The organism is Rhodanobacter sp. OR87 (assembly GCF_000473345.1).
Lineage (GTDB): Bacteria > Pseudomonadota > Gammaproteobacteria > Xanthomonadales > Rhodanobacteraceae > Rhodanobacter > Rhodanobacter denitrificans.
Genome location: NZ_KI421516.1, coordinates 81,587 through 93,707, shown reverse-complemented (window position 1 = coordinate 93,707; position 12,121 = coordinate 81,587). Strand labels below are relative to the sequence as shown.

General features: G+C 62.9%; 8 protein-coding genes. 4 read left to right on the top strand and 4 right to left on the bottom strand.

What is annotated here, in order from left to right:
* Positions 1 to 117: 117 nt before the first annotated feature.
* Positions 118 to 2,247 carry a S9 family peptidase gene (locus RHOOR87_RS0118825; RefSeq protein WP_027485894.1) on the bottom strand — a complete coding sequence of 710 codons (2,130 nt, stop codon included), beginning with the start codon at positions 2,245 to 2,247 and terminating at the stop codon, positions 118 to 120.
* A gap of 206 nt (positions 2,248 to 2,453) precedes the next feature.
* Here RHOOR87_RS0118825 and RHOOR87_RS0118820 point away from each other — a divergent pair, with 206 nt between their 5' ends.
* The 4 genes from RHOOR87_RS0118820 (at position 2,454) to RHOOR87_RS0118805 (ending at position 7,719) form a co-directional block, all read left to right on the top strand.
* Complete coding sequence (locus RHOOR87_RS0118820; protein ID WP_027485893.1) at positions 2,454 to 2,897, top strand: pilin; 444 nt, start codon at positions 2,454 to 2,456, stop codon at positions 2,895 to 2,897.
* Between the two features lie 342 nt (positions 2,898 to 3,239).
* Complete coding sequence (locus tag RHOOR87_RS0118815) at positions 3,240 to 3,683, top strand: pilin (RefSeq protein WP_027485892.1); 444 nt, start codon at positions 3,240 to 3,242, stop codon at positions 3,681 to 3,683.
* Positions 3,684 to 3,751: 68 nt separating this feature from the next.
* Positions 3,752 to 5,764 (top strand): hypothetical protein, encoded by a 2,013-nt coding sequence (locus RHOOR87_RS0118810; RefSeq protein WP_027485891.1) that lies wholly within the window; start codon positions 3,752 to 3,754, stop codon positions 5,762 to 5,764.
* Complete coding sequence (locus tag RHOOR87_RS0118805; protein ID WP_043796093.1) at positions 5,764 to 7,719, top strand: hypothetical protein; 1,956 nt, start codon at positions 5,764 to 5,766, stop codon at positions 7,717 to 7,719. The genes RHOOR87_RS0118810 and RHOOR87_RS0118805 overlap by 1 nt, the downstream gene beginning before the upstream one ends.
* Before the next feature lie 42 nt (positions 7,720 to 7,761).
* On the opposite strand, the gene RHOOR87_RS20145 is transcribed toward RHOOR87_RS0118805, so the two are convergent.
* From RHOOR87_RS20145 to asnB, 3 genes are read right to left on the bottom strand one after another with little or no spacing between them, the layout of a single operon-like run.
* Complete coding sequence (locus RHOOR87_RS20145) at positions 7,762 to 8,817, bottom strand: glycosyltransferase family 4 protein (RefSeq protein ID WP_196807005.1); 1,056 nt, start codon at positions 8,815 to 8,817, stop codon at positions 7,762 to 7,764.
* 44 nt (positions 8,818 to 8,861) lie between these two features.
* Positions 8,862 to 10,019 (bottom strand): glycosyltransferase family 4 protein, encoded by a 1,158-nt coding sequence (locus tag RHOOR87_RS19630; protein WP_027485888.1) that lies wholly within the window; start codon positions 10,017 to 10,019, stop codon positions 8,862 to 8,864.
* Positions 10,012 to 12,081, bottom strand: coding sequence for an asparagine synthase (glutamine-hydrolyzing) (asnB, locus tag RHOOR87_RS0118790; RefSeq protein WP_196807004.1), 2,070 nt, complete (start codon positions 12,079 to 12,081; stop codon positions 10,012 to 10,014). The genes RHOOR87_RS19630 and asnB overlap by 8 nt, the downstream gene beginning before the upstream one ends.
* Between the last annotated feature and the right edge of the window lie 40 nt (positions 12,082 to 12,121).

Below are 12,121 nucleotides of genomic sequence, written 5' to 3'. Positions count from 1 at the left end.
GCAGGGGGGAACCAAAAGCCCGCACCACCGCAAGAGCCGTGCTCCCTCCCCCACCTTGCAGGGGAGGAGCAAAAAAACGGCGGCCCGGAGTCCGCCGTTTTCATCATGCGAACCGGCTCAATGCGAGGCGGCTTTTGGAGCGTCCTTGGCCGTCCACTGCCTCAGCCAGGCGTTTACCGCGTCGTGCCACTGCACGCTGTTGTGCGGCTTCAGCACCCAGTGGTTCTCGTCGGGGAAGGTCAGGAACTGGCTGGGGATGCCGCGACGCTGCATGGCAGTGAACGCGCCCAGGCCCTGGGTGATCGGGATGCGGAAATCCTTGGCGCTGTGCACTACCAGCATCGGCACGCGCCAGTCCTTGACGTGGTCGAGCGGGTTGAACTTCTCGTAGTTCTCCGGGTGCTCGTACTGGGTGCCGCCGTTCTCGCGCTCCTCGAACCACAGCTCCTCGGTGTCGTAGTACATGGCGCGGGTGTCGAACACGCCGTCGTGGTCGACCAGGCACTTCCACGGCTGGTTCCACACGCCGGCGATCCAGTAGGTCATGTAGCCGCCGTAGCTGGCGCCGAGCGCGCAGGCGCGGTCGCCGTCGAGGAAGCTGTACTTGTCCAGCGCGGCCTGCCAGCCCAGCTTCAGGTCTTCCAGCGGCTTGCCACCCCAGTCGCCGGAGATCGAGTCGGTGAACGCCTGGCCGTAGCCGGTGGAGCCGTGGAAGTTCACCGTCACCACCGCAAAGCCCTGGCCGGCATAGGTCTGCGGGTTCCAGCGGTAACTCCAGCCGTTGCTCATCGCGCCCTGCGGACCGCCATGGATGATGAAAGCGACCGGGTAGGTCTGCCCCGCCTTGTAGTCGGCCGGCTTCACCACGTAACCCTGCACGGTCTCGTTGTTCCAGCCCTTGAAGGTGAAGAACTCGGCGTCGCCCATCGTCGTGTTCTTCAGGTCCGCCGCATTGAAGTGGGTGACCTGCTTCAGGCCGCTGCCGTCGGCGGCGGCGAGGTAGACGTCGGCCGGCCGCTTCAGGTCGTCACGGGCCAGCAGCAGCTTGCCGGCAGCCAGCGAGAAGCCGCCCACCGTGCCATCACCGACCAGCTGGCTGACCTTGCCGCTGGCCGCGTCGATCGCGAACAGCGGGTGCTGGCCGTTGTCGTCGGCGGTGGCGTACAGCGTCTTGCCGTCGGCGGAAAGCGCCAGGCCGCCGGGCGAGCGGTCCCACTGCGGGTCCACCTCATGCTTCGCGCCGCTGGCCAGGTCCAGCGCCATGATCGCGAAACGATCGGCCTCGAAGCCCGGCGTCTTCATCGCCAGGTAGTACAGCGTCTTGCCGTCCGGCGAGGCCACCGGGTACGCGTCCCACGCCTTGTTTTCGGCAGTGAGGTTCTTCGGTGCGGCCGAGCCGTCGGCCAGCACGCTGTACACGTCGAAATTGGTCGACCACGGCTCGCTGCTGCCGGCGATGCGCGCGTCGAAATACACGGTCCTGCCATCCGGCGCGAAGCCGAACTCGCCCTCGTCGCCGAACGGCTTGCTCGGCACGTCGCCGTCGATGCCACGGCTGAGCCGCTTCGGCTCGCCGGCCAGCTGGCCCTTGCCGTCGAAGCGGGTCACGAACAGCTGGTTGCGCCGACCGTCGGCCCAGGTATCCCAATGCCGCACGAACAGCTTGTCGTAGAGCGTGCCGCTGGCCTTGTCCTTGGCGCGCGCGTCGAGGCGCTGCTGCGTGCAGGCCAGCGTGGCGCAGTCGGTGAACACCTCGTACGACAGCAGCACCTGCTTGCCGTCCGGCGACAGCTTGTAGCCGCCGAGATCCAGCACGCCATGACTGACCTGCACCGGCACGGCATGTTTGGCCAGGCTCAAACCGCCCTTGCCGCCCAGATCCACCCGCCACAGCTGCGCCACACCCTTGGCCGGCGCCACGAAATACAGGCTGCGCCCGTCCGCCGACCAGCGCGCCGAGCCGCCCTTGTCCACCACCTTCACCGGCTGACCGCCCTTGGCCAGATCCAGCACGTAGACCGCGTTGACGCCCTTGTTCGCCGCGTAGTCGGTACTGCGCACGCCGAACGCCGCGTAGCGCCCGTCCGGCGACAGCTGCGGGTCGCCGACCCGATCCATCATCACGAGGTCGCGTACGTTGAAGGCATGCGCCCCCTCGGCCTTGACGAAGCTGGTATCCACGACGTCACCCGCCATCGCGGGCGCCGCCACCAACGCGAGCAGCAGCGCGGCAATCAGAGGTTTCATGGGGTATCCCCTTGGGTGGTCAAAGCGGTGACGGTAAAGCGCACACCTGTCGAGGCGCAAGCAGGCCGCAACCGTTCAAGATGGACCGTAGAGCGCTTGGGAGGGGCTTCTACGGCCAAGTTCACTGTTGTGATGCGACGCACACTCCGTCTTCACATTTGGTACAAAACGTGCCTGTCCATGGTGCACTCACAGGGGAGTCCACCATGTTGCGCCAGCGCATTTCCGCCGGTTTCACCTTGATCGAACTGATGATCGTCGTGGCGATCATCGCGATCCTGGCCGCCATCGCCATCCCGGCGTATCAGGACTACCTGATCCGGACGCAGGTTACCGAGGGCATGAGCCTGGCCAGCGGCGCCAAGTCTGCAGTATGGGATTTCGTATCCAACACCGGGCGGCTCCCGCCCAACAACCAATCGGCGGGCTTAGCCAAAAATACATCGATTGGGGGCAGTTACGTATCCAGTGTGGACGTGACGGGTGGTGCCATCAAGGTGCTCTACCAAGGAACCAAAGCCAACACCCACATCAACGGCGGCAGCATATACCTGCTGCTTTCGCCCATCACCCATGCCGGCAGCATCGCCTGGACGTGCTCAGCCAGTACGCTGGACCCAAAGTACTTGCCCTCTTCCTGCCGCAGGTAGCCAGAGGCTCGAATCGCCACAGCGCACACAAACTGACAATCGACGTCACTTTTGGCCTGTTCGGGACACGCCGGGCAACGCAGCACATGGGTCACAATTTTTGAATCCACAGGGCATCATCGGCACTGCTTGCGGGCTTTCGTGACGACGGGCACAATCCAAGCGCCTACAGATGTGAGGGAATACACGCGCGGCAAACGTGGCATACATGCTGCTTGACTTTGCCGCGGGCTTCCTGGTCGTTCCGACCATGCGAGTGGGGTCCGTTCCCGCCTAGGGGGATAAAGGGACTGGGGCTCAGGGGGCATCACACGGTTAGCTAACCAAAACAGAGGAACCACCATGAAGAACGTGCAGAAAGGCTTTACCCTGATCGAACTGATGATCGTGGTCGCGATCATCGCGATCCTCGCCGCCATCGCCATCCCGGCCTACCAGGATTACCTGATTCGTACGCAGGTGTCGGAAGGCGCGGTACTGACCGACGGCGCCAAGACTGCCGTTGCTGAGTTCTACAGCAACAATGGACGCTACCCCCCCAACAACCAGTCCGCTGGTTTGGCGAAAAATGTCAGCATCAACGGTCAGTACGTCAGCCAAGTCGACATGGTCAACGGCCTGATCACTGCAACCTACGGCGGTGCCAAAGCCAACAATGCTATCAAGGCAGGCCCATCGACACTTGCACTTTCGCCTGTCACCCATGGCGGCAGTATTGAGTGGCATTGCCGCGGCGGTGCAACGAACCCGGTACCTGCCAAGTATCTGCCGACGTCCTGCCGTTAATAGTTTCTTCGTTGGGATACATCTAGAAGGGCCGCCATCCGCGGCCCTTCTTTTTTTGAGGAAGCCCGATGCATCGCCTTTCCGCCAAGCCCTCTTTGCTCCTGTTACTGGGCTTCATACTGGCCTCGCTTGCATACGCTCCGGGTTTACACGGCAGCTTCCTGTTCGATGATTTCGCCAATCTGCCCACGCTGGGCGCCACCGGTCCGATCGACAACTGGGCCACCTTCTGGCGCTATATAACTTCCGGCACCGCCGACCCTACGGGGCGCCCACTGACGTTGCTGACATTCCTGCTTGATGCGCGCAACTGGCCAGCTGACCCTTTTCCATTCAAACGCACCAACCTGATCTTGCACCTGCTCAACGGTGGTTTGCTCTATGCCTTGCTGTTCCGCTTGAGTGGCTTGCTGGGCTACTGCAATCGACAGAGTCGAACTGCTGCATTGCTGGGCTCCGCCCTTTGGATGCTGCATCCCCTGCTGGTTTCCACCACGCTCTACATTGTGCAGCGCGAGGCCATGCTGCCAGCCACCTGCATGATGGCCGGCCTGCTGCTCTGGTTGCATGGCCGTGGCCTGCTGACCCAGGACAGAACAGTGACAGGCCTGACCTGGAGCGCACTAGGGCTGGGTGGCCTCACCGCACTCGGGATACTGGCCAAGGCCAACGGTGCCCTGCTGCCGCTGTTTGCCCTGCTGATCGAGGCCATCGTGCTTGCACCACGGTATCCCATGCCCCTGGGTAGAACACGGCAAGTGTACCGCCTCACCCTGCTTGTATTCGGCGTCATCCCCGCCGCCGCCGTGCTTGGCTATCTGCTGTGGCTCGGCCTCCATGGCGTGCTTGCCAGCGGTCCAGTCGGATTCCGCCCGTGGAGCGTCGGTCAGCGTCTGCTTACAGAGCCACGCGTGCTGCTGGATTATCTGCGGTTGCTGTGGCTACCACACCCGTTCTCCAGCGGACTGTTCAACGACCAGTACGTCGCCTCAACCTCGTGGCTGCAGCCTGCCACAACCCTGCCCGCCATGCTGTCTGTGCTCGGCCTGGTCGGGCTCGCCTGGTGGCAGCGCCGACGGTACCCCACGCTCGCCTTGGCCATATTGTTCTACTTTGCCGGCCAGTTGCTGGAATCCACCTCAATACCGCTGGAGCTCTATTTCGAGCACCGCAATTACCAACCCGCCCTGTTGATGTTCTGGCCACTAGGCCTGTGGCTGGCCGATGTGCGCAAGCTGCGTCTGCTGAAGTACGCCCTGATGGTGGCGTTGCCGCTGGGTTTGGCTTGGATGACCCATGCCCGCGCTGAGCTGTGGGGCAACGTGCACAGCCAGGCTTTGCTGTGGGCCAGGATCAATCCTGATTCCGCACGTGCCCAGACCAATGCCGCTCAAATCGAGATGCAGGCAGGGCAACCGGAAGCGGCCACACGGCGCCTGGAAAAGTTGCTCGCAAACCAGCCAAGCCAAGCGCAACTCGCCTTCAACCTGATCGGCGCGCGCTGCATGACCGGAGGCATTGCAGCTACCGATCTAGATGCAGCGCAACTCGCCATGCGGGGTACGCCGAATACCGGCACACTGTTTGCCAACTGGTTCGAGCGCACCTTGCCAGTGGCGATGTCGGGGGGGTGCCCCGGGTTGACCACACAAAGCTTGCAGAAGCTGATCGACACTGGACTCGAGAATCCGAAACTGTCTGCCGCCGGGCCGCGCCAGGATCTGACCTACATGCGCGGCAAGATCGCACTCGCGCAGAGCCAACCGGACGCGGCGCTGGCCGACTTCACTCGCGCGCTCGACCTGCAGGTACGGCCCGGCATGGCCCTCGAAGCTGCCGCGACCCTGGGTCGCGCCGGTTACCCATCACATGGCCTGCGCCTGCTTGACCATTACGTGAACGTGAGAGGGAACAGCATGAAACCCGGTTTAGGCATGCCATGGCTGCACGCATGGGTGCTCGAACGCCAGCACTACTGGCCACATGAGCTGAATCACCTGCGAAACCAGCTCACCCTCGACGCCAAGGCGAGCTCCGTGAATACTTCCAGCCATTCTCTCCACCCAGGCGTTCCACATTGATGGACTTTCTTCGCCGCTCGCCGTGGCGCCTCTTGGCACTGTTTGCTGCCTTCGCCATCACTCTTGCCGTGTACTGGCCGGGACTTTCAGGCGGCTTCCTGTTCGACGACTATCCCAACATCGTCGACAACAAGGGAGTGCAGCCACCTGATGCCAGCATCCCGTCGCTGGTTGGCGCCGCGCTTTCATCGCCGGCAAGCGACTTCAAACGGCCACTAGCCTCGCTCAGCTTCGCCATCAACTATCTCACCACGAGCATCGACCCGTACTGGATGAAGCTCACCAACCTGCTGATCCACCTGCTGAACGGATGGCTGGTGTACCTGCTCTCATTGGCGCTGCTGCGATCCGATCCGTCTAGCCGACACGCACGCGCCCCTCTCGTCGCCGCACTGATCGCCGCAGGATGGATGCTGCTGCCGATCAACCTCACCGCCGTGCTGTACGTGGTGCAGCGCATGGAAAGTATGGCCAACCTGTTCGTGCTGCTGGGGCTGCTCGGCTATGTGGCGGGCCGCCGCCACATGCTCGGCCACCTCATGGATCGTACAGGCGGAGGAGCATGGCGAGGCTTCATCCTGTGCGCAGCCAGCATCACGGTGCCAACGGCTCTCGGTATCCTGGCCAAGGAAACAGCGGTGATGCTTCCCCTGTATGCGCTGCTGGTCGAATGGGCGTTGTTCCGTTTCGGCAGACCGATGCAAGCGGCACATCACGCGGCACCATCGAAACGCCCGGACCTGCGCCTGATTGGCCTGTTCCTGCTGGTACTCGCCTTGCCCATGGTCGTGGGGTTGGCCTGGCTACTGCCGGGAGTGCTGAGGCCAGAAACTTGGGCCACACGCGACTTCACTCTAGGCACTCGCTTGCTAAGCGAGGCACGCATCGTCACCGACTACATCAACTGGACCCTGCTGCCCACACCGAGCGCACTGTCGTTCTATCACGACGACTTCCAGATCTCGGCCGGGTTGCTTACCCCATGGAGCACATCGACCAGCATCGTCTTTCTTACCGCCTTGGCCGCGTTGATGTTGTGGCTGCGCCCGCGCAGGCCGCTGGTGGCACTCGGCATCGCGCTGTTCCTCGGCTGCCAGCTGCTCACCGGCACCATCCTGCCGCTGGAGCTGATCTACGAGCACCGCAACTACTTTGCGAGCTTTGGCCTATTGCTGGCAATCGTGCCACTACTCGCGACAGCGCCATCGTCCCTGTTCGCGTTACCACGGTACGTGCTGCTGGCCGGGCTGATGCTCTGCTGGACCTTCCTCACAGTCCTCACCGCCTACGCTTGGGGCAATCCGTTGCGCTTGGCAGAAGATCTTGCCGCGCGCGCCCCGCAGTCGCCGCGCGCCCAATACGAACTGGGCCGCACCTACATCATCTACTCGCACTACGATCCGGTGTCACCGTTCACTCGGTTGGCGTACGCGCCGCTGGAGAAAGCAGCCTCACTTCCAAACTCCTCGATTCTTCCTGAGCAGGCACTGATTTTCATGAATGCGCGCATGGAGCTGCCGATCAAGGATGTCTGGTGGAAGAGCCTGATTGCCAAATTGAGATCCCATAGTCCTGGCGTGCAGGACGAAAGCTCGCTGGGGGCATTGACGCAATGCGTTCGCGAGAGTAGATGCAGTCTACCCTCCAACCGCATGGTGCAAGCTTTTGAAGCCGCACTTGCCCACCCTCATCCCGCGGCACGGCTGCAGGCCATCTATGGGGACTACGCGTGGAATGTCCTGGGTAACCACGAACTCGCCGAGCACCTGATCAACGAGGCGGTGAAAACCAACCCAGGTGAACCTGCCTATCGAATCACGCAAATTCGCATGCTTGTCGCCCTCGGTCGTCATGATCAGGCTCGAACCAGCATCACGGAGCTGCGGTCGCTGAACTTCGGCGGCCGCCTCAATATAGACATTGCCGAACTAAACAAGCTCCTGTCGAAACAATGAGGGACAAACACGGTTTGCAAGCCAATAACGGACCTCGTTCGTTCAGCGACGCGAATCGATCGCTGCATGCAGCAATGCTTCCAGTTTCTCCGCGAGCACCAGCCAGGACATGGCCTCCCTTCTTGGCACTATGACCGGCGCGCTCAGCTGTGCTTCGAGCCTCTGCGCCAGCGTATTTATATCTCCGGCAGGGTAAAGACAGCCGGGGTGCCCTTGCAGCAGCATTGCTGTATCACCGACCGACGCCGCAACCACCGGCAGCCCGCAGGCGAGCATCTCGACCAGCTTGAGCGGATAACAGGCACGGCCGAACGCACTGTCACGATTGCAACAGACCCCGACATCCAGTGCCGAATACAACCATGGAATGTGCTCGTGAGGAAGTACACCCAGATCGATCACTCCCTCCCCGAGAGCATGCGCTGTCGCTCCATCACGCGGACCGGCAACGACCAGACGCACATCCGCACGCCGTTCGCGCAGCAAGGCATGCGCATGCAGCAGGTCCGCTATCCCATGCGAGGCGTCCAGCGCCCCGGCAGTACCAACAAGATGCAGTTCCGGCGGAAGCCCCAGGCGCCGGCGCGCTTCTTCACGCGTCGGCATGTTGCTGCCGAATCCTGCCGGTACTCCATTACTGACAACCTCGACCGGCGGAGCATTCGGTATGCGGCACCGAACCGTTTCCTCCAACGCATGGCTCACCACGCTCATGGCATCGGCCCGCGCACAGGCTCGCCGGAACATTCGACGCAGACCCGGCAACTTGGTCAATCCGAATGATTCGTAGTCGTCGTAAAGATCCACGACGACCGGTATCCCCCATTTGCGCCCCAAACCGACGGCAGCCACCGCATGGATTGCATCAGAGCTGGCCCAAATAACCTGTGGATGGACGTCACTCCGGATCGTGTCGCATTGCCGCCGCCAGGCAAGCGGCGAAGGCCATGCATCCACCGACCACCAACGCACTCCAGCCTCAGGCCGAAACGACGCGCCACGCGGGCGATACGCGCAGGCCAGCCCGGCCACTTCGTGGCCACGCGCCGCCAGCTCGGCCGGCAGCTCGAACAGGCGGCCATAACGGTCGTCAAGCAAGTCTCTACCCGTGTACTGGCGTTTGCATAGGACAAGCACTCGCATCAGTCACGCTGCCTCGATGTCATTGCGGCCTGCTCAAGCAAGTCTAGGTTGGCTGTCGCCACATGCTCCATCGCAAAACGCTCTTCGACCAGTCGCCGGGCCATGCTCCCACGCGCGAGCAAATCGGTATCCGAGGTGCGAAACATGCGGCGCAATGCATCGGTCAAGGCTGCAACGGAATCCGGCTCGCATACCCACCCGGCCTCATCGCCGATGAAGGTGTCAATACCACCACAATGCGTGCACAGGATCGGAAGCGAGGCCTCCATGGCCTCCAGAGCAGAATTGGACATGCCTTCGTAACGCGATGGCAAGACGAACACGTCTGAGTCCAGCAGGTGCTCACGCACCACAACCGGCGATACGGCATCATGAAAGTACACACGGCCATTGAGGCCCAACGTCTGTACCTGCATTGTCAAAGCGGTACGCAGCTTCCCTTCACCGTAAAGATCCAATCGAAAGCGGTCACCCTCATGAAGGCATGGCTCCAATGCCGCCAACAGCAGGTCGAGGCCTTTCTGTTTCTCAAGTCGCCCTGTCCATATCAAGCGCCGCTCCACCGCAACCGCCATGCGCACCGGTGCCGGGCACACGAGGATGCCATTGGGAATACGGCTCAGCGGCGGTCGCCGGATGCCAATCGCTTCAAGGTCGTTCCTGATCGCGGCATTAATGAGGTTGATTGCCTGCACATGGCGATCGACGAGGCGCGACCACAGGCGCCAGCCTGGAACCGATCGCAGGAACTCCACATCGCCAGCCCCGCGCGCATTGATCGGGCACACGACCACCGGCCAGCGACAAATTCCTATCGCCTTCAGGACCACCAGGCTCAGCACCCCGTCGCCGAGACCGCGGCAGTAAACCACGTCGTATGCACGCCGGCGCCTCAACGCCAGCATCGCGACGGAAAGCATGTATCCGATCGACCGCCCGACCCTTCCCCCGATCGCCCATGGCCGCAGCCGATAGGTTCGGACCTCGTGCCCACCCAGTACCTGATACCCACTCGGGATGCGATGTCCAGCGACTTCAATCTGCATCCCCGCATGCAGCCATGCCTCCACCAGCCTTGCCACCTGGTTCTCGGCTCCACCCAACACATGCGGTGGCAGGTTGCCGATGACGAGTATCCGCAGTACACGCTCAGCCATGGCGCCCGCTCCAGCTGCGGTACATCAGAAGCGCCCATAGGGCATAACCATGGTCCGCTCGGCCGGCAAGGTGCTCATCGAATCTCGCTCTGACCGCTGTACCGTCAATCAGCGGATCCTGGGCCAGCACCTTGGTGTCGAGCAGATCCTCCGCCCACCCACGCAACGGGCCGCGCAACCAAGCCGCCACGGGCACGTCGAAACCCTGCTTGCGTCGCGCTGCGACACCTGCCGGCAGCTGGCGACCCAGCAGTTGACGGAGCAGGAGTTTGCCGACCCCGCCGTGCGCGAGCCAACGTTGCGGCATGCACCACGCCATGGCTAGCAGCCGATGGTCGAGCAAAGGGACACGCAACTCCAACGCGACCGACATGCTGGCGCGATCGAGCTTGGCATGGATACCCTCGGGGAGGCCCAGCCGCTGATCGACGTAACGCATGCGCGGCGCGAGCCCAACGAGTGATCGAGGCGGGTGAGGCCAGGCAAGCGCAGCGCCACGCGACCACCCGTTGCCAAAAACCGGTATGGCCCCCGGAAGCGCCAGCACCCTGGCGTAGTAGTCATCCGCGTCGTCAGCTCCTATCCGTCCGGCTTGCCGCCGCAGTGTCGCCGCCATTGCCCCTCGCCCGATCGTCTGCGCCAACGCTTGCGCCGTTCCGGCTGCAGCTCGGCGGATCGCTACCGGGACGTGTCCGAGCACGCCCCAAATCCGTCCCGCATCCATGTAGCGCTGGTAACCATGAAACAGCTCGTCGCCGCCATCGCCCGTCAGCGCAACCGTCACGCGCTGGCGGGCGGCTTGGCAGACAAGCAGCGCGGGCAGTTGGGCCGCATCCGCAAACGGCTCGTCGTAGATTTCCGAGAGCCGCTCGATCAGCCCCAGGGCACGCGTTGCCGGCAAGCGCACCTCCTCATGCTCGGTACCCAGCATGCGCGCCACCTGTCGGGCAGACTCGGACTCATCCAGCTCCTGCTCGTCGAAGCCGATCGTGAAGGTTCGCACTCGGGTTGTCGACTGCCGCTGCATGCTGGCAACTACCAGGCTGGAATCCACGCCCCCCGACAGCAATGCACCGACCGGCACATCGGCGACCGTACGCTGGCGGACCGCATCGTCCAGCAAGCCTTGCAGCGCGTGCAGTGCCTCCCCTTCGGAGCCGCTCCATGGCGTATCCAGACCGGCTGCAACGACTTCGTCCAGGCTCCAGTAACAACCAAGGCGCGCATGGAACTCCTCCGCCGATGGCGGCTGGGCGGCATCGGCAGCACGCAGCCGAAGCATGCTTGCAGCCGGGAGCTTGAATATGCCCGGATGGATGCTCCACGGTGCCGGCACATAACCAAGACGCAGCATCAATTCGAGCGCAACCGGTTCAACTGCATGCCGCCAACCAGGATGGCAGCGCAGGGCTCGCAGCTCGGATCCGAACACGATGCTGCCATGAACCCAACCCACGTACAGCGGCTTCTCACCAGTGCGGTCGCGTGCCAGCAGCAATTCGCCGGCTTCGCGATCCCAGAGAGCCAAGGCGAACATGCCATTGCAGCGCTGCAAGGCGGCTTCTGGCCCCCAATGCTCGAGCGCCGTCAGCAGCACCTCCGTGTCAGAATACCCTCGCCATTCCCCGTGCCCGGCAGCCGCAAGCTCCAGGCGCAGTTCCACGTGATTGTAGATCTCGCCATTGAACGTCAGGACGAACCGGCCAGATCGCGAGCACATCGGTTGCCTGCCGGCCTCGCTGAGGTCGAGCACAGCGAGTCGGCGATGGGCAAACCCGACGCCGGCATCCGGATCCAACCAGACGCCTTCACCATCCGGCCCGCGGTGTCGCAGCGAATCTCCCATCACCCGCAACACCCGTTCGGGATCGACCGGCAGGCTGCCCAGCATGCCCGCTATGCCGCACATGAGCGAACATCCACGGACTGACAGCTGTGCGCGCTTGCGCTGCTGTTTGGCCGCATCCAGCAACCCGCCGCTCGGGATTGGCTCGTCGCGAGGCTCATTGCTGGGCCATGGCTTGATGAACTGCCGCCCCGAGTAATCGATCCGGTGCAGCAACGCCGGGATACCGTGGGCCGCGAGGTATTCATCGGTTGCT

Bases quoted from the DNA above. Each gene is read 5' to 3' on its own strand.
- RHOOR87_RS0118825 (WP_027485894.1), bottom strand. From the start codon at position 2,247: ATGAAACCTCTGATTGCCGCGCTGCTGCTCGCGTTGGTGGCGGCGCCC.
- RHOOR87_RS0118820 (WP_027485893.1), top strand. From the start codon at position 2,454: ATGTTGCGCCAGCGCATTTCCGCCGGTTTCACCTTGATCGAACTGATG.
- RHOOR87_RS0118815 (WP_027485892.1), top strand. From the start codon at position 3,240: ATGAAGAACGTGCAGAAAGGCTTTACCCTGATCGAACTGATGATCGTG.
- RHOOR87_RS0118810 (WP_027485891.1), top strand. From the start codon at position 3,752: ATGCATCGCCTTTCCGCCAAGCCCTCTTTGCTCCTGTTACTGGGCTTC.
- RHOOR87_RS0118805 (WP_043796093.1), top strand. From the start codon at position 5,764: ATGGACTTTCTTCGCCGCTCGCCGTGGCGCCTCTTGGCACTGTTTGCT.
- RHOOR87_RS19630 (WP_027485888.1), bottom strand. From the start codon at position 10,019: ATGGCTGAGCGTGTACTGCGGATACTCGTCATCGGCAACCTGCCACCG.